This is a genomic window from Pseudomonas sp. LB3P81 (assembly GCF_054897965.1).
This window is the reverse complement of sequence record NZ_JBUBVG010000001.1, coordinates 1,708,605-1,728,966: the sequence shown is the minus strand read 5'-3', so window position 1 is coordinate 1,728,966 and position 20,362 is coordinate 1,708,605. Positions and strand designations below refer to the sequence as shown.

20 protein-coding genes are annotated in these 20,362 nt (G+C 59.8%); 19 read left to right on the top strand and 1 reads right to left on the bottom strand.

The features are described from left to right. The first annotated feature begins 6 nt into the window (after positions 1–6). The 17 genes from fliF to flhB all read left to right on the top strand — a co-directional run bounded on the left by fliF (position 7) and on the right by flhB (position 15,092). On the top strand, positions 7–1,791 hold the full coding sequence (gene fliF / locus ACYZTL_RS07990; protein WP_461951321.1) for a flagellar basal-body MS-ring/collar protein FliF: 1,785 nt from the start codon (positions 7–9) through the stop codon (positions 1,789–1,791). Beyond that, complete coding sequence (gene fliG / locus ACYZTL_RS07985; RefSeq protein WP_461951320.1) at positions 1,784–2,803, top strand: flagellar motor switch protein FliG; 1,020 nt, start codon at positions 1,784–1,786, stop codon at positions 2,801–2,803. The genes fliF and fliG overlap by 8 nt, the downstream gene beginning before the upstream one ends. 7 nt (positions 2,804–2,810) lie before the next feature. Further along, positions 2,811–3,611: a flagellar assembly protein FliH gene (fliH, locus tag ACYZTL_RS07980; RefSeq protein WP_461951319.1), complete on the top strand. Its 801-nt coding sequence runs from the start codon at positions 2,811–2,813 to the stop codon at positions 3,609–3,611. Continuing rightward, entirely contained in the window at positions 3,601–4,959 is a 1,359-nt protein-coding gene (gene fliI, locus ACYZTL_RS07975) for a flagellar protein export ATPase FliI (protein WP_461951318.1), read from the top strand. The genes fliH and fliI overlap by 11 nt, the downstream gene beginning before the upstream one ends. Positions 4,960–4,965: 6 nt before the next feature. Then, complete coding sequence (fliJ, locus tag ACYZTL_RS07970) at positions 4,966–5,415, top strand: flagellar export protein FliJ (RefSeq protein ID WP_461951317.1); 450 nt, start codon at positions 4,966–4,968, stop codon at positions 5,413–5,415. A gap of 195 nt (positions 5,416–5,610) precedes the next feature. Beyond that, positions 5,611–5,916: an STAS domain-containing protein gene (locus ACYZTL_RS07965; protein WP_461951316.1), complete on the top strand. Its 306-nt coding sequence runs from the start codon at positions 5,611–5,613 to the stop codon at positions 5,914–5,916. A 5-nt stretch (positions 5,917–5,921) separates the two neighbouring features. After that, complete coding sequence (locus ACYZTL_RS07960) at positions 5,922–7,628, top strand: SpoIIE family protein phosphatase (RefSeq protein ID WP_461951315.1); 1,707 nt, start codon at positions 5,922–5,924, stop codon at positions 7,626–7,628. Between the two features lie 30 nt (positions 7,629–7,658). Continuing rightward, a complete protein-coding gene (locus ACYZTL_RS07955) occupies positions 7,659–8,027 on the top strand; it encodes an Hpt domain-containing protein (RefSeq protein WP_461951314.1) in 369 nt (122 codons plus the stop codon). An 82-nt stretch (positions 8,028–8,109) separates the two neighbouring features. Beyond that, positions 8,110–9,477 carry a flagellar hook-length control protein FliK gene (locus ACYZTL_RS07950; protein WP_461951313.1) on the top strand — a complete coding sequence of 456 codons (1,368 nt, stop codon included), beginning with the start codon at positions 8,110–8,112 and terminating at the stop codon, positions 9,475–9,477. A gap of 207 nt (positions 9,478–9,684) precedes the next feature. Continuing rightward, positions 9,685–10,188, top strand: a complete 504-nt coding sequence (gene fliL / locus ACYZTL_RS07945) for a flagellar basal body-associated protein FliL (RefSeq protein WP_461951312.1) — start codon at positions 9,685–9,687, stop codon at positions 10,186–10,188. 9 nt (positions 10,189–10,197) lie between these two features. Then, a complete protein-coding gene (gene fliM / locus ACYZTL_RS07940; protein ID WP_461951311.1) occupies positions 10,198–11,166 on the top strand; it encodes a flagellar motor switch protein FliM in 969 nt (322 codons plus the stop codon). Positions 11,167–11,235: 69 nt separating this feature from the next. Continuing rightward, positions 11,236–11,694, top strand: a complete 459-nt coding sequence (gene fliN, locus ACYZTL_RS07935) for a flagellar motor switch protein FliN (RefSeq protein ID WP_461951310.1) — start codon at positions 11,236–11,238, stop codon at positions 11,692–11,694. Continuing rightward, complete coding sequence (gene fliO, locus ACYZTL_RS07930) at positions 11,695–12,138, top strand: flagellar biosynthetic protein FliO (protein ID WP_461951309.1); 444 nt, start codon at positions 11,695–11,697, stop codon at positions 12,136–12,138. It abuts the gene before it with no gap. A gap of 1 nt (position 12,139) precedes the next feature. Beyond that, the gene (fliP, locus tag ACYZTL_RS07925; RefSeq protein ID WP_461951308.1) at positions 12,140–12,898 is read left to right on the top strand and encodes a flagellar type III secretion system pore protein FliP; all 759 of its coding nucleotides are present in this window, start codon (positions 12,140–12,142) and stop codon (positions 12,896–12,898) included. Continuing rightward, entirely contained in the window at positions 12,895–13,164 is a 270-nt protein-coding gene (fliQ, locus tag ACYZTL_RS07920; RefSeq protein ID WP_008024593.1) for a flagellar biosynthesis protein FliQ, read from the top strand. Before fliP ends, fliQ begins: the two co-directional genes overlap by 4 nt. A 3-nt stretch (positions 13,165–13,167) precedes the next feature. Further along, the gene (gene fliR, locus ACYZTL_RS07915; RefSeq protein ID WP_461951307.1) at positions 13,168–13,950 is read left to right on the top strand and encodes a flagellar biosynthetic protein FliR; all 783 of its coding nucleotides are present in this window, start codon (positions 13,168–13,170) and stop codon (positions 13,948–13,950) included. A gap of 2 nt (positions 13,951–13,952) precedes the next feature. Continuing rightward, the gene (gene flhB / locus ACYZTL_RS07910) at positions 13,953–15,092 is read left to right on the top strand and encodes a flagellar biosynthesis protein FlhB (protein WP_461951306.1); all 1,140 of its coding nucleotides are present in this window, start codon (positions 13,953–13,955) and stop codon (positions 15,090–15,092) included. 202 nt (positions 15,093–15,294) lie between these two features. Here the strand turns inward: flhB and ACYZTL_RS07905 are convergent, their stop codons facing one another. Next, complete coding sequence (locus ACYZTL_RS07905) at positions 15,295–16,410, bottom strand: RHS repeat-associated core domain-containing protein (protein ID WP_461951305.1); 1,116 nt, start codon at positions 16,408–16,410, stop codon at positions 15,295–15,297. Between the two features lie 403 nt (positions 16,411–16,813). Here ACYZTL_RS07905 and flhA point away from each other — a divergent pair, with 403 nt between their 5' ends. After that, positions 16,814–18,943 (top strand): flagellar biosynthesis protein FlhA, encoded by a 2,130-nt coding sequence (gene flhA, locus ACYZTL_RS07900; RefSeq protein ID WP_461951304.1) that lies wholly within the window; start codon positions 16,814–16,816, stop codon positions 18,941–18,943. An 11-nt stretch (positions 18,944–18,954) separates the two neighbouring features. Beyond that, positions 18,955–20,283, top strand: a complete 1,329-nt coding sequence (gene flhF, locus ACYZTL_RS07895) for a flagellar biosynthesis protein FlhF (protein WP_461951303.1) — start codon at positions 18,955–18,957, stop codon at positions 20,281–20,283. Positions 20,284–20,362: the final 79 nt, after the last annotated feature.

Here is a 20,362-nt window from a genome sequence, read left to right as displayed (position 1 = left end):
TGAGTCATGGCAGATGCAGTCGCCGATAATGTTCCGGCCAAGGCCACTCCGATAGACGGCAAACCGCCGCTGTTCGGCTTGTCCTTCCTGGAAAACCTCTCCGAGATGACCATGTTGCGTCAGGTGGGCCTGTTGGTCGGCCTGGCGGCGAGCGTGGCGATTGGCTTCGCCGTGGTGTTGTGGTCCCAGCAACCGGACTACCGGCCTCTGTACGGCAGCCTTGCCGGTATGGACGCCAAGCAAGTCATGGATACCCTGGCTTCCGCTGATATTCCCTACACCGTTGAACCGAACTCCGGTGCCTTGCTGGTCAAGGCCGATGACCTGTCCCGTGCGCGACTCAAGCTCGCGGGCGCTGGTGTCACTCCCAGCGACGGCAACATCGGTTTCGAGATCCTCGACAAGGACCAGGGCCTCGGCACCAGCCAGTTCATGGAAGCGACCCGTTATCGTCGCGGCCTCGAAGGCGAACTGGCCCGGACCATTTCCAGCCTGAACAATGTCAAGGGTGCCCGCGTGCACCTGGCGATTCCGAAGAGTTCGGTATTCGTGCGCGACGAGCGCAAGCCAAGCGCGTCGATTCTGGTCGAGCTGTATTCCGGTCGCTCGCTGGAGCCGGGTCAGGTGCTGGCAATCATCAACCTGGTGGCGACCAGCGTGCCTGAGCTCAGCAAGTCGCAGATCACCGTCGTCGATCAGAAGGGCAATCTGCTCTCGGATCAGGCGGAGAACTCCGAACTGACCATGGCCGGCAAGCAATTCGATTACAGCCGTCGCATGGAAAGCATGCTCACCCAGCGCGTGCACAACATTCTGCAGCCGGTGCTGGGCAACGACCGCTACAAAGCCGAAGTCTCCGCCGACGTGGACTTCAGCGCCGTCGAGTCGACCTCCGAGCAGTTCAATCCGGACCAGCCGGCGCTGCGCAGCGAGCAGTCGGTCAACGAACAACGCACCGCCAGCAATGGCCCGCAAGGTGTTCCGGGTGCGCTGAGCAACCAGCCGCCGTCGCCTGCTTCGGCGCCACAAACCACCGGTGGCGCCACCGCGCAGGCCGGTATGATTCAGCCAGGCCAGCCACTGTTGGATGCCAACGGTCAGCAAATCATGGACCCGGCCACCGGTCAGCCGATGCTGGCGCCGTACCCGGCGGACAAGCGTCAACAATCCACCAAGAACTTCGAGCTCGACCGTTCCATCAGCCACACCAAGCAACAGCAAGGCCGGTTGAATCGCCTGTCGGTGTCGGTGGTGGTGGACGATCAGGTCAAGGTCAACGCGGCCAACGGCGAAACGACCCGTGCACCGTGGAGCGCTGATGAGCTCGCGCGCTTCACCCGTCTGGTACAGGACACCGTCGGCTTCGACGCCAGCCGTGGCGACAGTGTCAGCGTGATCAACATGCCGTTCTCCGCCGAGCGCGGTGAAGTGATTGCCGATATTCCGTTCTACTCCCAGCCGTGGTTCTGGGACATCGTCAAGCAAGTGCTGGGTGTCTTGTTCATCCTGATACTGGTGTTCGGTGTGCTGCGTCCGGTGCTCAACAACATCACCAATGGTGGCAAAGGCAAACAACTGGGCCTCGGCAGCGACATGGAACTCGGTGGCATGGTTGGCATGGATGGCGAACTGGCCAACGACCGCGTCAGCCTCGGTGGTCCGACCAGCATCCTGCTGCCGAGCCCGAGCGAAGGCTATGACGCACAGTTGAACGCAATCAAGAGTCTGGTGGCTGAAGACCCGGGTCGTGTGGCCCAGGTCGTGAAAGAGTGGATTAACGCAGATGAGTGATAACCGAGCCATTGCCGCCAAACTGTCCCGGGTCGACAAAGCCGCGATTCTGCTGCTGTCCCTGGGGTCAACCGATGCCGCGCAAGTGCTGCGCCACATGGGGCCCAAAGAGGTCCAGCGTGTGGGGGTGGCCATGGCGCAGATGGGTAATGTGCACCGCGAGCAGGTCGAACAGGTGATGAGCGAGTTCGTCGACATCGTCGGCGATCAGACCAGCCTGGGCGTCGGTTCCGACGACTACGTGCGCAAAATGCTCACCCAGGCCCTGGGCGAAGACAAGGCTAACGGCCTGATCGACCGGATCCTGCTGGGCGGCAACACAAGTGGCCTCGACAGCCTGAAGTGGATGGAACCGCGCGCCGTTGCCGACGTGATCCGTTACGAACACCCGCAGATCCAGGCGATCGTCGTGGCGTATCTCGATCCGGACCAGGCCGGCGAAGTGCTGGGCAACTTCGACCACAAGGTGCGTCTTGACATCATTCTGCGGGTCTCCTCGCTGAACACCGTGCAGCCAGCGGCCCTGAAAGAACTCAACCAGATTCTCGAGAAGCAGTTCTCCGGCAACTCGAATGCCGCGCGCACCACCCTGGGTGGCATCAAGCGTGCGGCCGACATCATGAACTTCCTCGACAGCTCGATCGAAGGCCAGCTGATGGACTCGATCCGCGAAGTCGACGAGGACCTGTCCGGTCAGATCGAAGACCTCATGTTCGTGTTCAACAACCTGTCCGATGTCGACGACCGCGGAATTCAGGCGTTGCTGCGCGAAGTGTCCTCCGACGTGCTGGTGCTGGCCCTCAAGGGCTCGGACGAAGGCGTCAAGGAAAAGATCTTCAAGAACATGTCCAAACGGGCGGCCGAACTGTTGCGCGACGACCTCGAGGCCAAGGGCCCGGTACGCGTCAGCGACGTGGAAACCGCACAGAAAGAAATCCTCACCATTGCTCGCCGTATGGCCGAAGCCGGAGAAATCGTTCTCGGCGGGAAGGGCGGCGAAGAGATGATCTAAGGTCACTATGTCGTCCAAACATGATGAGTCCCAGACTGACCTGATCCGTGCCAAGGACGTCGGTGGTTTCGATGTCTGGTCGCTGCCCAGTTTCGACCCGCATGTACCGGAGCCCGAGCCTGAACCTGAGCCCGAGCCGCCGGAAATGGAAGAAGTGCCGCTGGAAGAAGTCCAGCCACTGACCCTCGAAGAGCTCGAAAGCATTCGCCAGGAGGCCTACAACGAGGGCTTCGCGACGGGCGAGAAAGAAGGTTTTCACAGCACCACGCTCAAGGTTCGTCAGGAAGCAGAGGCAGTTCTGGCGCCGAAAGTCGCGGCGCTGGAACAGCTGATGGCCAACCTGTTCGAACCCATCGCTGAGCAGGACACGCAGATCGAGAAGTCCCTGGTCGACCTCGTTCAGCACATCACCAAGCAGGTGATTCAGCGCGAGCTGGCCATCGACTCGACGCAGATCGAACACGTCATGCGCGACGCCCTCAAGCTGTTGCCGCTGGGCGTGGGCAATGTGCGGCTGTACATCAATCCGCAGGATTTCGAACAGGTCAAAGCCCTGCGCGAGCGCCATGAAGAGTCCTGGCGCATCGTCGAGGACGAAGCGTTGTTGCCGGGCGGTTGCCGGGTCGAGACTGAGCACAGTCGCATCGACGCCACTGTTGAAACCCGGATCGCCAGGGTCATGGACAAGCTGTTCGATCAGTTGCACGAACAGGCCTTGCACCCGGCCGCACCGGATCTGAGCCTGGAGCTGCCGATCGACGCCACGCCTGCCGTCGAGCCCGAACCGGAAGATCCCGATGCGCCTTGACCGCACCAGCTTCGCCAAACGCCTGGGCAGTTACGCCGAGGCCACGGAGCTGGCCGGCGCACCGATCCTGGAAGGCCGCTTGCTGCGCATGGTCGGCCTGACCCTCGAAGCCGAAGGCTTGCGCGCCGCCATGGGCAGCCGCTGCATGGTGATTAACGACGACAGTTATCACCCGGTGCAGGTCGAAGCCGAAGTCATGGGTTTCTCCGGCAGCAAAGTCTTCCTGATGCCGGTCGGCAGCGTCGCCGGCATTGCGCCCGGCGCCCGTGTGGTGCCTTTGGCTGACACCGGCCGCTTGCCGATGGGTATGAGCATGCTCGGGCGGGTGCTGGATGGCGCCGGTCGTGCGCTGGACGGCAAGGGCGGGATGAAAGCTGAAGACTGGGTGCCGATGGACGGCCCGACGATCAACCCGCTCAAGCGTCACCCAATCAGCGAGCCGCTGGACGTGGGCATTCGTTCCATCAATGGTTTGTTGACGGTCGGTCGCGGCCAGCGGCTCGGGTTGTTCGCCGGTACTGGCGTGGGCAAGAGCGTGCTGCTGGGCATGATGACTCGCTTCACCGAGGCCGATATTATCGTCGTCGGGCTGATCGGTGAGCGGGGTCGCGAAGTTAAGGAATTCATCGAGCATATCCTCGGTGAAGAAGGCCTCAAGCGGTCGGTGGTGGTGGCATCCCCGGCGGACGATGCGCCACTGATGCGTCTGCGAGCCGCGATGTATTGCACGCGGATCGCCGAGTATTTCCGCGACAAGGGCAAGAACGTCCTGTTGCTCATGGACTCCCTGACCCGTTTCGCCCAGGCCCAGCGGGAAATCGCCTTGGCCATCGGCGAACCGCCGGCGACCAAGGGTTATCCGCCATCGGTGTTCGCCAAGTTGCCGAAACTGGTGGAACGTGCCGGTAATGCCGAGAAGGGCGGCGGTTCGATCACGGCGTTCTACACCGTGCTGTCCGAGGGTGATGACCAGCAGGATCCGATCGCCGATGCGGCGCGGGGCGTGCTTGACGGGCATATCGTCCTGTCCCGGCGTCTGGCCGAGGAGGGGCATTACCCGGCCATCGATATCGAAGCCTCCATCAGCCGGGTCATGCCGTCGGTGGTGTCGCCGGAACACATGACCCGCGCGCAATATTTCAAGCAGTTGTGGTCGCGCTATCAGCAGAGTCGGGATTTGATCAGCGTGGGCGCCTACGTCGCCGGCGGTGACCGGGAAACCGACCTGGCGATTTCCCTGCAGCCACAGCTGGTCAAATACCTGCGTCAAGGGCTTAACGACAGCATCAGCCTGGGCGAAAGCGAAGCCTATCTTGGCTCGATCTTCGCGCCTGCGGCTGGCGGTTAATCGATCATGGCCCAGAGTCGGGCAGGGCGATTGGCGCCGGTGGTCGAAATGGCCGAGAAGGCCGAAAAAACCGCCGTACAGCGTTTGGGCCACTTTCAAGGCCAGGTTCGCCTGGCTGAAAGCAAACTCGCCGACCTTGAGGCCTTTCGTCTCGATTATCAGGAACAGTGGATCATTCGTGGCAGCAGTGGCGTTTCGGGCCAATGGCTGCTGGGGTATCAAGGCTTTCTTGCGCAACTGGGCGTCGCCATCGACCAGCAGCGGCAAAGTCTGGCGTGGCATCAGAACAACCTGAACAAGGCGCGGGACACCTGGCAGCAGGCGTTTGCCCGGGTCGAAGGCTTGCGCAAGCTGGTTCAGCGCTACGCGGACGAGGCGCGGTTGCTGGAAGACAAGCGCGAGCAGAAGCTGCTGGACGAGTTGTCGCAGCGGTTGCCACGGCAGGATTCGTATTGATTGTTTCGCGGTGGGAGTGCGCCCCCTGTAGGATCGAGCTTGCTCGCGATGGTCGTCAACGATAACGCTGTTTTCCTGATAGCCCTGGGCGCGCTCAGGTTCATCGCGAGCAAGCTCGCTCCTACACTTGCCGCCATCCCCGCCAAGTGCTAAACCTTCTACACGTACGTTCGCCAATGACAAGGAAGCCGATCAATGTCAGTCGTTACAGAAGTCTCTCCGGATGGGCAAAAACTGACGATATCGATCAAGGGAAGATTCGATTTCGCCAAACATCAGGAATTTCGTGAATCCTACGAAAACCTTGAGCCAAAACCCGAGTCCTTTGAAGTGAACCTGAAGGACGCCACTTACCTCGATAGTTCAGCGCTCGGCATGTTGCTGCTATTGCGCGATCACGCGGGTGGCGAGAGCGCCGAGATCACGTTGACCCACGCCAACGCCGATGTGCGCAAGATTCTCGCCATCTCCAACTTCGAACAGATCTTCGACGTGGCGTGACGGCCATGCAATCGTTGTTCGAACCGCTGACGATTCTGATCGCTGAAGACAGCGCGGCCGATCGCATGCTGCTGTCGAGTATCGTCCGCCGCCAGGGCCATGAAGTACTGACGGCGGCCAATGGCGCCGAAGCGGTCGAAGCGTTTCACCAGCAACGACCGCAACTGGTCCTGATGGACGCCATGATGCCGGTGATGGACGGTTTCGAGGCTGCGCGGCAGATCAAGGCGCTGGCTGGGGAAACCCTGGTGCCGATCATCTTTCTGACCTCGTTGACCGAAAGCGAGGCGCTGGCCCGCTGTCTTGAGGCTGGCGGCGACGACTTTCTGGCAAAGCCCTACAACCAGGTGATCCTCGCCGCCAAAATCAAGGCGATGGATCGTTTGCGGCGGTTGCAGGCCACCGTGCTGGAGCAGCGTGACCAGATCGCCAGGCATCACGATTACCTGCTCAACGAACAGCGTGTGGCCAAGGCCGTCTTCGATAAGGTCGCCCATTCCGGCTGCCTGAACGCCCCCAATATCCGCTACCTGCAATCGCCCTATGCGCTGTTTAACGGCGACCTGTTGCTGGCGGCATTCACCCCGGCCGGCGACATGCACGTAATGCTCGGCGACTTCACCGGCCATGGTTTGCCGGCTGCCGTCGGGGCAATGCCCCTGGCTGAAGTCTTCTACGGCATGACTGCCAAGGGCTACGGCCTGTCGGAAACCCTGCGCGAGATGAACGCCAAGCTCAAGCGCATCCTGCCGGTGGACATGTTCTGTTGTGCCACACTGCTGTGCCTGAGTTTTCAGCGACGATCGGTGGAAGTCTGGAACGGCGGGATGCCGGACGGTTATCTGCACAGCATCGCCAGCGCAGAGCGCACGCCGCTGACGGCCCGGCATTTGCCGCTTGGCGTGCTGAGTCCGCAGGCCTTCGATGACCGCACTGAAGTCTTTCCGATGGCCGTCGGCGATCGGGTCTTCCTGTTGTCCGACGGGGTCATCGACACCTGCGACGCCCATGAGCAATTGTTTGGAGTCGAGCGGTTGCAGGAGGTGTTTGCGGCCAACCGTCACCCCGACCAGCTTTTCGAAGAGATCGAGCTGGCGCTGCGGGATTTTGGCGGTGAGGCCCGCGACGATGTCAGCATGGTCGAAGTCAGCCTGCTTGATGCGGCGCAGTTGAGTCCGTCGGCCCCGGTCTATTCCGATAGCGGCCAGTCCTGCCCGCTGGACTGGTCGGTGAGTTTCGAGTTCCGTGCCGATACCCTGAAACGCTTCAATCCGCTGCCGTATCTTTTGCAGTTGCTGTTGGAGGTCCATGGTTTGCGTGCGCAGAGCGGGGCGCTCTACAGTGTGCTCGCGGAGCTGTATTCCAATGCGCTGGAGCACGGCGTGCTGGGTCTGGATTCGAGCCTCAAACGCGATGCTTCGGGTTTTGCCCGCTATTACCAGCAGCGCAATGCGCGTCTGGATGAGCTGCAGGATGGCTATGTGCGGGTGCATTTGCAGGTCACGCCAAAGGATGACGGCGGTTGCCTGACGATTCGGGTCGAAGACAGTGGCAAGGGTTTTGATGTCGAGCGGGTGATGGCGCGTCCCGTTGATGGCGTCCGTCTGTCAGGACGTGGTGTCAGTCTGATTCGCCAGTTGAGCCGTAACGCCAGCTGGTCCGACGAAGGTAGAAGTGCCCGCGTGGAATTTTCCTGGGAGGCTCTGGCATAATCCACGCATTCTTGATCAAGGAGTGAGCAAGTGGCTGACACACATCTGAACCGCGACGTGCTGAGCGCGTTGCAAGAGGTCATGGAGGATGAGTACCCGACGTTACTGGATACCTTCCTCGCCGATTCCGCAGAGCGCCTGAGTCTGTTGCATGAGGCAGGGGATGCCGAGACGCTCGGTGCCATAGCGCACAGTTTCAAGGGTAGTTGCAGCAACATGGGCGCCATTCGCCTCGCGCAGCTGTGCGATGAGCTCGAGCAGCGAAGCAAGCACGAGTCTCTGGAAGGCATCGAGGGACTGGTCGGAGAAATTGATGGCGAATTCGCCATAATCCGTCCCCTCTACGAAGCAGAGCTTCAGCGCTCTCTCGCTGGCAGTGCAACCGTCCGGCGTTATTAACGCCGTTTGAGCAAAACTGGCTCAACCCTTGCAGTATTCACAGCAACTGTACCTACGATCCCAGTGCCGCGGAGACCGTTTCATGCCCGTTACCCCCAATATTCTTCTTCAGGCCACCGCGCAGGCCAAGACTCAAGCCGCCTCCGCCAATACACCGGCGCTGTCCGCTGAGCCCGGGGACAAGGCGTCCAGCTTCGCTCAGGTTTACGCCACTCAGGCCCAGAACAAACCCTCTGCGGCCTCTGATAGTTCGGCGAAGCCGGTACGCGATAAAACCTCGGACAGCCCTGGTAAAAAGGACGTCGGCAACGACAAGTCTGCCGCCCCGGAGCCAGCGGTTGCCGATAGCGGCAAATCCTTGCCCGCCGACAAACCGGCGCCGAGCGACGACCGGACTGCCAGTGATGATGCGGCAGACGCTGCCGCATCGTCGGTGGCCGACACCGCGCCGGTTGATCCGGCCCTCGACCCTGCTTTGTTGCCAGAGTTGCAGCCCGTAGTGACCACCCCTGTTGCGGAGGCGCCGCCAGTGGTCGCCGCCGGGCAGCCGCAAGTCGAAGTGCCGGTCATTGCGGCAGCTCCGGCAGCATCGGCAGCGCCGGTTGTTGCAGCGACTGATAGCGATTTCGATCCCGAAGCCGATCCTCTCGATGCGTTGCCGGCGGTGCGCATGGCCATGGAGCAGGGCGGTCATATTTCGGCGTCGAGTCAGGCGCAGCCCAAGGCAGCACCGACATCTGCGCAGGCTCAGGCTGATGGCGAGCCGACCTCGGCGCAGAACTTCGCTGCCGGTATGGCTGGCATGCTCGATGTGCAGGCCGACAAGGACAGTACCAGTCAGGGTGGCGAGAAAGCGTTCAGTGGGTTGATCGATGGCGGCCTCAAGGATTTGAAGTCTGCCAGCAGCGATACCCGCGTCGATGATTTCGCCAACCGTCTGGCGGCGCTGACCCAGGCTGCCACGCCGAAAACCGCCAATGCCTTGCCGGTAAATCAGCCGATCGCCATGCATCAGAGCGGCTGGACCGAAGAAGTGGTGAACCGGGTCATGTACCTGTCCAGTGCCAACCTCAAGGCAGCCGATATCCAGTTGCAGCCTGCCGAACTGGGTCGCCTCGATATTCGGGTGAACATGGTGCCGGACCAGCAGACCCAGGTAACTTTCATGAGTGCACACCCAAGCGTTCGGGAGGCGCTGGATGGCCAGATGCATCGCTTGCGTGACATGTTCGCGCAGCAGGGCATGGGTCAGGTCGATGTCAATGTTTCCGACCAGTCTCGCGGCTCTCAGCAAGGTCAGGACCAGGCTCAACAAAGTCAGAGCGGACGCACCAACGCCAGCGGCGGTCGTCTCGATGGCATGGATGAAGAGCTCACGTCGACTGTTGCCGAAGTGGCGGCCAGCACGACCAGCGTCATCGGTTCCAGCGCGGTCGACTACTACGCCTGATAAGTCGCGGCGCCCCCAAAAGATCGCAGCCTTCGGCAGCTCCTACGGGGTGTATACCCTACAAATGTAGGAGCTGCCGGAGGCTGCGATCTTTTGATTTCAGCGCCGGCCTGCCGCAGACCCTTTACCCTCCGACACTTCTGGCATAACACTTGCTCTTGCCTTGCCGTGCGACTGTGAAAACCCGAATAGTGACGGATTATTGGCATGGCGAAGAGCGAAGCAGCAGCTGTAAAAGACCCCGCAACCAAAGGCAAAATCAAGCTGATCATTGTGATCGTGGTGGCCCTGCTGCTGGCGATCGGCTTGTCCGTGGGGGCGACCTGGTTCTTCATGCACAGCGCCCAGAGCAAACCTGTCGCCGTGGCTGAAATTGCCCCGGTCGGCAAGCAACCAGCGGTTTTCGAGCCCATGGCGCCGGCCTTCGTGGCCAATTACAACCAGAACGGCCGTCAGCGCTACATGCAGGTGAGCATCACCATGCAGGGCCGCAATCAGGCTGATCTGGAAGCGCTCAAAGTCCACATGCCGGTGATTCGCAATAACCTGGTCATGCTGTTCTCCGGGCAGGATTTCGCGACGCTGGCGTCGCCAGTCGGTCAGGAAATGTTGCGTCAGAAGGCTACCGCCAGCGTCCAGGAAGTGGCGCAGAAAGAACTCGGCAAAGTGGTCGTCGAACAGTTGCTCTTCACTAATTTCGTACTGCAGTAGGAACACGACATGGCCGTGCAGGACCTGCTGTCCCAGGATGAGATCGATGCGCTGTTGCATGGCGTCGATGACGGTCTGGTACAGACCGATATCGCTGCCGAGCCCGGCAGCGTCAAAAGCTACGACCTGACCAGCCAGGATCGCATTGTCCGCGGACGCATGCCGACCCTGGAAATGATCAACGAGCGTTTTGCCCGCTACACCCGCATCAGCATGTTCAACATGCTGCGCCGCTCGGCGGACGTTGCCGTCGGTGGCGTGCAGGTGATGAAGTTCGGCGAGTACGTGCACTCGCTGTACGTGCCGACCAGCCTCAACCTGGTCAAGATCAAACCGTTGCGCGGCACCGCGTTGTTCATCCTCGACGCCAAACTGGTGTTCAAACTGGTGGACAACTTCTTCGGCGGCGACGGCCGTCACGCGAAAATCGAAGGGCGTGAATTCACCCCGACCGAGCTGCGTGTGGTGCGCATGGTGCTGGAGCAGGCCTTCGTCGATCTGAAGGAAGCCTGGCAGGCAATCATGGAAGTGAACTTCGAGTACATCAACTCGGAAGTGAACCCGGCCATGGCCAACATCGTCGGCCCGAGCGAAGCCGTTGTCGTGTCGACGTTCCACATCGAACTCGATGGCGGTGGCGGCGATCTGCACGTGACCATGCCGTACTCGATGATCGAGCCGGTGCGCGAAATGCTCGACGCCGGCTTCCAGTCGGACCTCGACGATCAGGACGAGCGTTGGGTCAATGCCCTGCGCCAGGACGTGCTGGACGTTGACGTGCCGATCGGTGCCACGGTGGCTCGTCGCCAGTTGCGCCTGCGGGACATTCTGCACATGCAGCCGGGGGACATTATCCCGGTCGATATGCCGGAAGAAATGATCATGCGCGCCAACGGCGTGCCTGCGTTCAAGGTCAAGATGGGCTCGCACAAAGGCAACCTCGCGTTGCAAGTGATCGAGCCGATCGAGCGCCGTTAAGCGGCGCAGCTCCCCATTCGCTATTAACAGACGGCAGCCCGTTCAAGGGTTGCCCGCCGAGGACACATGATGGCTAACGATATGAATATCCAGGACGACCAGGCGCTGGCCGATGAATGGGCTGCGGCCCTTGAAGAAACCGGCGACGCCGGGCAGGACGACATCGACGCCTTGCTGGCCGCCGATGCCGCGAGCTCGCCGTCCAACCGTCTGCCGATGGAAGAATTCGGCAGCGTGCCGAAAAACAACGACCCGGTGACCCTGGACGGTCCGAACCTGGACGTGATCCTCGACATCCCGGTGTCGATTTCCATGGAAGTGGGCAGCACCGACATCAACATCCGCAACCTGCTGCAACTCAACCAGGGTTCGGTGATCGAGCTCGATCGTCTGGCCGGTGAGCCGCTGGATGTGCTGGTCAATGGCACGCTCATCGCTCACGGTGAAGTGGTTGTGGTCAACGAGAAGTTCGGCATCCGCCTGACCGACGTGATCAGCCCAAGCGAACGTATCAAGAAGCTGCGCTGAGTGAAAAAGCTTTCGGGGTTGTTACTGGCCTTGCCGTTCAGTGCCTTGGCGGCCGAACCGGCGGCTAATGCTGCCGCGGCTGCGGCACCTGCTGTCAGCAGTGGCGTGGCGGGGCAATTGACGCAACTGGTGCTTGGTTTGCTGCTGGTGTTGGGGTTGATCTTCTTCCTCGCCTGGCTGTTGCGCCGGGTCCAGCAGGCCGGGCCGGCCGGCAAGGGGCAGGTGATCGAACTGATCGGCTCCCGCGCGCTCGGCCCACGTGACCGTTTGATGCTGGTGCAGGTCGGCAGCGAGCAGATTCTGCTCGGGTTGAGCCCCGGTACCATCACTGCTTTGCATGTGCTCAAGGAGCCGGTGCAGGTGCCGGTCACCGAGAAAGCGACCCCGGAGTTTGCCCAGCGCCTGATGGAGCTGATGGGCAAGGACCAGAAGGATAAGAAGTAATATGGGTGCGCTACGCATCATCTTGACGCTGGCCCTGATGCTGGCTGCGCCGCTGGCCTTCGCCGCCGACCCGTTGTCGATCCCGGCGATCACGCTGGGCACCAATGCTCAGGGCGCTCAGGAATACTCGGTCAGCCTGCAAATCCTGCTGATCATGACCGCGCTGAGTTTTATTCCGGCGTTCGTCATGCTGATGACCAGCTTCACCCGGATCATCATCGTCTTCTCGATCCTGCGTCAGGCCCTGGGCCTGCAGCAGACGCCGTCGAACCAGATCCTCACCGGCATGGCACTGTTTCTGACGATGTTCATCATGGCGCCGGTGTTCGACCGGGTTAACCAGGATGCCTTGCAACCGTATCTGGCGGAAAAACTCACCGCGCAGGATGCCGTGGCCAAGGCTCAGGTGCCGATCAAGGACTTCATGCTTGCCCAGACGCGCAGCAGCGACCTGGAACTGTTCATGCGCCTGTCCAAGCGCACTGACATCGCGACCCCGGATCAGGCGCCATTGACCATCCTGGTGCCGGCCTTCGTCACCTCTGAGCTGAAGACCGCGTTCCAGATCGGTTTCATGATCTTCATTCCGTTCCTGATCATCGACCTGGTCGTGGCCAGTGTGCTGATGGCCATGGGTATGATGATGCTCTCGCCACTCATCATTTCCCTGCCGTTCAAGATCATGCTGTTCGTGCTGGTGGATGGTTGGGCGCTGATTATCGGTACGTTGGCCAACAGCTTCAGCGGTGTCTCGCCATGACGCCGGAAGTCGCGGTAGACATCTTTCGTGAAGCGCTCTGGCTGACCACCATGATGGTTGCGGTGCTGGTGATTCCGAGTCTGCTGGTGGGCCTGCTGGTGGCGATGTTTCAGGCGGCCACGCAGATCAACGAACAGACCCTGAGCTTCCTGCCGCGCCTGCTGGTGATGCTGGTCACGCTGATCGTCGCCGGTCCGTGGCTGGTACAGACTTTCATGGAATACATCCTGCAGTTGTACGGCAACATTCCTCGGGTCATCGGCTAAGTCATGTCACTGCTGCAGCTGACCGACACCCAGATCAGTACCTGGGTCGCTTCGTTCATATTGCCGCTGTTTCGCATCGGCGCGGTACTGATGACCATGCCGATCTTTGGCACGACCCTGGTGCCGACCCGCGTGCGATTGTATTTCGCTTTGGCAATCACCGTGGTTGTCGTGCCTGGTCTGCCACCGATGCCGCAGGTTCACGCGCTCGACCTGAGCGCACTGCTGCTGATCGCCGAGCAGATCATTATCGGCGCATTGATGGGGCTCTCCCTCCAGCTGTTTTTTCAGGCGTTTGTCGTCGCCGGGCAGATCATTTCGATTCAGATGGGGATGGGCTTCGCCTCCATGGTCGACCCTACCAACGGTGTGTCGGCGGCGGTGATCGGGCAGTTCCTGACGATGCTCGTGACCCTGCTGTTTCTCGGCATGAATGGACATCTGGTGGTGTTCGAGGTGCTCACGGAAAGCTTCACCACCCTGCCGGTCGGCAGTGCAATGCTGATCAACCACTTCTGGGAACTGGCCAACAAACTGGGGTGGGTGCTGGGCGCGGCGATGCTTCTGGTATTGCCGGCGATCACGGCGTTGCTGGTGGTTAACATCGCCTTCGGGGTGATGACGCGGGCGGCGCCGCAGTTGAACATTTTCTCCATCGGTTTCCCCCTGACTCTGGTGCTGGGGCTGGTGATTTTCTGGGTCGGTCTCGGCGACATTCTCAATCAGTATCAGCCCTTGGCCACCGAGGCCCTGCAGCTGTTACGTGACATGGCACAGGCGCGCTAGCCATGGCCGAGAGCGAGAGCGGTCAGGACAAAACAGAAGACCCCACGGAGAAGCGCAAAAAGGACTCCAGGGACAAGGGCGAGATTGCCCGATCCAAAGAGCTCAATACTCTGGCAACCATGATGGCCGGTGCCGGGGGATTGTTGATCTACGGCGGCGGTCTGGCTCTGGATCTGCTGGAAATCATGCGCCTGAACTTTTCCCTGCCGCGGGATGTGTTGCTTGATCCCGGGCAGATGAGTCAGTACCTGCTGCATTCGGGAAAGATCGCAATTCTGGCGGTACAGCCGATATTGCTGACGCTCCTGCTGGCGGCCATTCTGGGGCCGATTTCCCTGGGCGGCTGGTTGTTCGCCGGCAAGAGCCTGGCGCCCAAATTCAGCCGGATGAACCCGGCGGCGGGGCTCAAGCGGATGTTCTCCAGTACGGCCGTGATCGAACTGCTCAAGGCGCTGGCCAAGTTTCTGCTGATCCTGTTTGTGGCGTTGACCGTCCTGCGTTCGGACATCGATGACCTGTTGCGCATTGCCCATGAGCCGCTTGAGCAGGCGATCATCCACAGTGTGCAGTTGGTAGGCTGGAGCACGTTATGGATGGCGTGCGGGCTGATTCTGATCGCGGCGGTGGATGTTCCGGTGCAGCTTTATCAGAGCCACAAGAAACTGCTGATGACCAAGCAGGAAGTGCGCGACGAGCACAAGGATCAGGAGGGGAAACCGGAGGTCAAGCAGCGGATTCGCCAGTTGCAGCGCGAGATGTCTCAGCGGCGGATGATGGCCGCGATTCCCGAGGCCGACGTGGTGATCACCAACCCGACTCACTACGCCGTGGCGCTCAAGTACGATCCGGAAAAAGGCAGTGCGCCAGTGCTGCTGGCCAAGGGTAGTGACTTCGTGGCCCTGAAAATCCGCGAAATCGCTGTGGCCAATGAAGTGTTGCTGCTGGAGTCGCCGGCCCTGGCGCGTTCGATCTATTACTCCACCGAGCTGGAGCAGGAAATTCCTGGCGGGCTGTATCTTGCCGTCGCGCAGGTGCTTGCCTACGTTTACCAGATCCGCCAGCACCGTGCCGGCAAGGGCAAGCGTCCCGAGCCGCTCAAGGATGATTTGCCAATTCCGCCGGACCTGCGGCGCGATTCCTGAGTTTTGTGCTGTCGCGGGTGGCCTCTTCGCGAGCAGGCTCACTCCCACATTGGTTGTGTGTCGAACGCTGATTTTCCGGTTGGCTTCGATCATTGTGAGCGAGCCTGCTCGCGATAGAGGTCTGCCCAGACAAACCTAATCCCCCCCAACAAATCCTCCCGAGCCCCAGCGGAAGTTTGGTAATTAAATCGGCCCCCTTTTTTTAAGAGTGGATATCAATAAAGTGCTGGCGAAATATTTTGTCGCGTTGATTTATTAGACTATTGATATTGCGAGTATTGGCAGTTATCAAATGCTCTAAATATTCATTTTCAAGTCTCCCGTAGAGTCCAGGTGACTTTTTGAGGTGTTCCGGTTTGAGTCCGAGCAAATTGTTTTTGTATAATTGGCGAGTTCCATTTTTTTCAAAGCCTAGATTGTTAAGTACAGCTTTAAATGTTGAGTCGTATTCCGCTGTTCTGTGGTTGAGGGTTAGTTTTTGCACAGGCGCGGGGGCATCGTAAAATTGTTGCAGGGGGACCCAGTTGGCTGCAGCCTGTTGCAGGCTGGAATTGTTCGTCGAAGCGTTGCCGGTGTGGGTAATGGCTTTGTAATCCATATCGTAGACTTTATCTAAATGGTTGCCGTGGCGGCCGATTTCTTTTTGTAGTTGGTATATCTCGTTGCGCGCGCTCAAGGCTTTTTGGGTGGAGATTTCAGGGCGTATTTTATATTCATGATGATAACCAGTAACTTTGAAGGGTATTTTTCTAGGGCGAATATAATTAAACAGTTTCATAATGGAAAATCGCCCATTAGGATCTCTTCTGTTTATCGGGTCTCCCAGGCAATACCCATAAGAATTCATCCCGCCTTTGCTAAACGGACTCAAACTATCCGGGCTATTAAATCGCATCAACACCGGATTAAATGCCCGATGCCCATTCCCCAGCAAATAACACCCCGTCACCGGGTCCGCTCCTTCACCGTTGAAGCCGAGCAGACTGAGTAATGCATTCAAATACGGATAGTAGCCATAGGGTGAGTAAACCAGAGGCTGTGGTGGTTGGTTTGCGTTGAGTGTCCGCAACACCGAACGCTGCTCATCGGTGGCCAGCAGTGAAGTCTCGTGAGCGCCTCCCTCTATCCGTTGTTGCGCAAGCAATTGGTCGCCGCTTTGAACGATGGAGTAATGGATGGCGCCCTCGATTTCCGTGGCCAAACGGCTTTTGCAATAGAACCGCTGGCGCTCTGGCTCGTTCGGCAGCGCGTTGGCGACCAGCCGGTCGAGGGCGTCGTAGCGATATTGGCAGAGCAGGGTTTCGCCCGGCGATTGCATGAATGAATGCTCCGTAGGTCCGAAGTGCAGGCGTTCAGTATCGGCGGTAGCGCATGGCGTGGGTACTAGCAGAACTGATAGGTTCGCTGACGTTGGTCCGTTCGATTAGCTCCTCGCCTAAGTCAGATCAGCGGCGCGATTCTTCAGAAGTGCGCTGGCAGTTCTGGCCTCTTCGCGAGCAGGCTCGCTCCCACAGTGAATGTGTGTCGAACGCTGATTTCGCGGTGAGCCTGGATCATGGTGGGAGCCTGCTCGCGAAGCGGCCAGATCAGGCAACACAAATCTCCCTCGATACCCCCCCCCTGTTCCAACCCCCCCGCAAAAGTTGGAAGGCTTCTTGCAGTACCCGCTCTGCGCCTGCTTCGGGCGTCAAAAGTTTGCTTTAAAGGAACGGGGAAAATCGGTGGATCGCTCTCAGTTACTCAACAGTGCCCGCACTAACGTCGCCGACCTGAGTCGGGGTAATTTGGGTGTGCCGCTGTTGCTGCTGGTCATGCTGGCCATGATGATGCTGCCGGTGCCGCCGTTCCTGCTGGACGTGTTCTTCACATTCAACATTGCGCTGTCGATTGTCGTGTTGCTGGTCTGCGTCTACGCCTTGCGGCCGCTGGATTTCGCGGTGTTCCCGACCATTTTGCTGGTGGCAACGTTGTTGCGGCTGGCGCTGAACGTGGCCTCCACGCGAGTGGTGATGCTCCATGGCCAGGACGGCCATGCCGCTGCCGGTAAGGTGATCCAGGCCTTTGGCGAGGTGGTGATCGGCGGTAACTACGTGGTCGGTATCGTGGTCTTCGCGATTTTGATGATCATCAACTTTGTCGTGGTGACCAAGGGCGCCGGGCGGATTTCCGAGGTGAGCGCGCGTTTCACCCTCGATGCAATGCCCGGTAAACAAATGGCGATCGACGCCGATTTGAACGCCGGCCTGATCGATCAGAACCAGGCCAAATTGCGCCGGATGGAAGTGGCCCAGGAGGCCGAGTTCTATGGTTCCATGGACGGTGCCAGCAAATTCGTGCGCGGTGACGCCATCGCCGGTTTGCTGATTCTGTTCATCAACCTGATCGGCGGTATGGCGGTCGGTATCTTCCAGCACGGCATGACCTTCGGCGATGCCGGCAAGGTTTACGCGCTGCTGACCATCGGTGACGGTTTGGTGGCGCAATTGCCATCACTGCTGTTGTCCACTGCCGCCGCGATCATGGTGACCCGTGCTTCCGGTTCGGAAGACATGGGCAAGCAGATCAATCGCCAGATGTTCGCCTCGCCCAAGGCGCTGGCTGTCGCGGCGGGTTTGATGGCGGTGATGGGCCTGGTGCCCGGCATGCCGCACTTCTCCTTTCTGAGCATGGCGGCCCTCGCGGCCGGTGGCGCGTACCTGTTCTGGAAGAAGCAGAACGTCGTCAAGGTTCAGGCCTTGCAAGAGGTCAAGCGTCAGCAGGAATTGCTGCCATCGCCGGCTCGCGCGCAGGAAACCAAGGAGCTTGGCTGGGACGATGTGACCCCGATCGACATGATTGGCCTGGAAGTCGGTTATCGCCTGATTCCGCTGGTGGATCGCAATCAGGGTGGTCAGTTGCTGGCGCGGATCAAGGGCGTGCGCAAGAAGCTGTCCCAGGATCTGGGTTTCCTGATGCCGACTGTGCATATCCGTGACAACCTCGACCTCGCGCCAAGTGCTTATCGACTGACCCTGATGGGGGTGATCCTGGCCGAAGCGGAGATTTATCCGGATCGGGAGCTGGCGATTAACCCGGGTCAGGTCTACGGTTCGCTCAACGGGATTACCGCCAAAGATCCGGCTTTCGGGCTGGAAGCGGTCTGGATCGAAATCAGCCAGCGTGCGCAGGCGCAATCCCTCGGTTACACCGTGGTCGATGCCAGTACAGTAGTGGCAACCCACTTGAACCAGATTCTGTACAAACACTCCAGTGAGCTGATCGGTCACGAAGAAGTGCAGCAACTCATGCAATTGCTGGCCAAAAGCTCGCCGAAACTGGCCGAGGAGCTGGTGCCTGGCGTGGTGTCGTTGTCGCAGCTGCTCAAGGTTCTCCAGGCGTTGCTGGCCGAACAGGTGCCCGTGCGGGACATTCGCAGCATCGCCGAGGCGATCGCGAACAATGCCGCCAAGAGTCAAGATACTGCCGCGCTGGTGGCCGCGGTGCGCGTCGGCGTATCCCGTGCAATCGTCCAAAGCATTGTAGGGACTGAGTCGGAGCTGCCAGTTATTACTCTTGAGCCAAGGTTGGAACAAATATTGCTCAATAGTCTTCAGAAGGCAGGACAAGGCTCGGAAGAGGGCGTTCTGCTGGAGCCAAGCATGGCCGAAAAACTGCAACGCTCGTTGATCGAAGCGGCGCAGCGTCAGGAAATGCAAGGTCAACCGGTGATTCTGCTGGTGGCCGGTCCGGTTCGCGCGATGCTGTCGCGATTTGGCCGACTGGCAGTCCCGGGTTTGCATGTGTTGGCTTACCAGGAAATCCCTGACAACAAGCAAGTGACCATCGTTGCGACTGTAGGGCCCAACGGCTGAGGTAGTGGTTTATGCAAGTTAAGCGTTTTTTCGCCGCCGATATGCGTCAGGCCATGAAGCTGGTTCGTGATGAGCTGGGCGCTGATGCCGCCATCATTGGCAACCGCCGGATCGCCGGTGGTGTGGAGCTGACGGCCGCCCTCGATTACAAACTGTCGGCGCTGGCCCCGCGTGTTCCGAACATGGAACTCGAGGACGAGCTGCGCAAGACCCAGTCGCGGATCGTGACCGCCCAGGCCGAACTGAGCCTGCGTAGCGAAGGCGAGAGCGACAAGGCCACCAATCGCCAGTTGTTCGCCGGTCTGCCGCTGACTGCCGCCGAACCGCTGATCGAACCGACTTACACCGAACCCCGTCGTGCAGCGCCGGCCCCTGCGCCAGCCGCAGGCGGTGTCGATCCGCGGGCTTTCGACTCGATGCGTTCCGAGCTCAACAGCCTGCGCGAGCTGATGGAAGTACAACTCGGCTCCCTGGCCTGGAACCAGCTGCAAGGCAGCCGTCCGGCCCAGGCCAACCTTTGGCGTCGCCTGCAGCGCATCGGTTTGTCCGGACCGTTGTCCCGCGATCTGCTGGAAATGATTACCGACATTGAAGAACCTCGTCAGGCCTGGCGCATGTTGCTGGCGCACCTGGCGCGGATGATCGCCACACCGGAAGTCGAGCCGCTGGAAGAGGGTGGTGTAATTGCCATGGTCGGTCCTGCCGGCATGGGCAAGACCACCACCCTGGCCAAGCTCGCGGCCCGTTACGTGCTCAAGTATGGTGCGCAAAACATCGCGCTGGTGAGCATGGACAGCTACCGCATCGGCGCTCAGGAACAACTCAAAACGCTCGGCCGGATCCTCAACGTGTCGGTAACGCACGTCGATCCGGGCCAGTCCCTGGTGCAGGCGCTGGACCCTTTGCTGCGCAAACGCGTGGTGCTGATCGATACCGCAGGCCTTCAGGCCAGCGATCCGGCACTGCGCATGCAGCTCGAAAGCCTGGCCGGTCGTGGTATCAAATCAAAAAATTATCTGGTTCTGGCAACCACCAGCCAGAAACAGGTTTTAACCGCCGCTTATCACAGTTACAAGCGCTGCGGGCTCGCTGGCTGCATCCTGACTAAACTGGATGAGACGGCAAGCCTGGGCGAGGTGTTGAGCCTGGCAATCAGTCATGAGTTGCCGGTGGCTTACCTGACCGATGGACCTCGGATTCCGGATGATTTGCATCTGCCGCGTCGTCATCAGTTGGTCAGCCGCGCCGTCAGTGTGCAAATGCAGGAAGAACCCAGCGAGGAAGCCATGGCTGACATGTTCGCTGACATTTACCACAGTCCGACCAAGCAGGTCGGCTGAGGTGACAATGAATAGTTTTTGTACCTACATCGATGGTCTGCCATGCATTGTTCAGTTGATGAACGCGCAGCCAGTAATG

Coding starts and splice junctions, on each gene's coding strand:
- fliF (WP_461951321.1), top strand. CDS start 7: ATGGCAGATGCAGTCGCCGATAATGTTCCGGCCAAGGCCACTCCGATA.
- fliG (WP_461951320.1), top strand. CDS start 1,784: ATGAGTGATAACCGAGCCATTGCCGCCAAACTGTCCCGGGTCGACAAA.
- fliH (WP_461951319.1), top strand. CDS start 2,811: ATGTCGTCCAAACATGATGAGTCCCAGACTGACCTGATCCGTGCCAAG.
- fliI (WP_461951318.1), top strand. CDS start 3,601: ATGCGCCTTGACCGCACCAGCTTCGCCAAACGCCTGGGCAGTTACGCC.
- fliJ (WP_461951317.1), top strand. CDS start 4,966: ATGGCCCAGAGTCGGGCAGGGCGATTGGCGCCGGTGGTCGAAATGGCC.
- ACYZTL_RS07965 (WP_461951316.1), top strand. CDS start 5,611: ATGTCAGTCGTTACAGAAGTCTCTCCGGATGGGCAAAAACTGACGATA.
- ACYZTL_RS07960 (WP_461951315.1), top strand. CDS start 5,922: ATGCAATCGTTGTTCGAACCGCTGACGATTCTGATCGCTGAAGACAGC.
- ACYZTL_RS07950 (WP_461951313.1), top strand. CDS start 8,110: ATGCCCGTTACCCCCAATATTCTTCTTCAGGCCACCGCGCAGGCCAAG.
- fliL (WP_461951312.1), top strand. CDS start 9,685: ATGGCGAAGAGCGAAGCAGCAGCTGTAAAAGACCCCGCAACCAAAGGC.
- fliM (WP_461951311.1), top strand. CDS start 10,198: ATGGCCGTGCAGGACCTGCTGTCCCAGGATGAGATCGATGCGCTGTTG.
- fliN (WP_461951310.1), top strand. CDS start 11,236: ATGGCTAACGATATGAATATCCAGGACGACCAGGCGCTGGCCGATGAA.
- fliP (WP_461951308.1), top strand. CDS start 12,140: ATGGGTGCGCTACGCATCATCTTGACGCTGGCCCTGATGCTGGCTGCG.
- fliQ (WP_008024593.1), top strand. CDS start 12,895: ATGACGCCGGAAGTCGCGGTAGACATCTTTCGTGAAGCGCTCTGGCTG.
- fliR (WP_461951307.1), top strand. CDS start 13,168: ATGTCACTGCTGCAGCTGACCGACACCCAGATCAGTACCTGGGTCGCT.
- flhB (WP_461951306.1), top strand. CDS start 13,953: ATGGCCGAGAGCGAGAGCGGTCAGGACAAAACAGAAGACCCCACGGAG.
- ACYZTL_RS07905 (WP_461951305.1), bottom strand. CDS start 16,410: ATGCAATCGCCGGGCGAAACCCTGCTCTGCCAATATCGCTACGACGCC.
- flhF (WP_461951303.1), top strand. CDS start 18,955: ATGCAAGTTAAGCGTTTTTTCGCCGCCGATATGCGTCAGGCCATGAAG.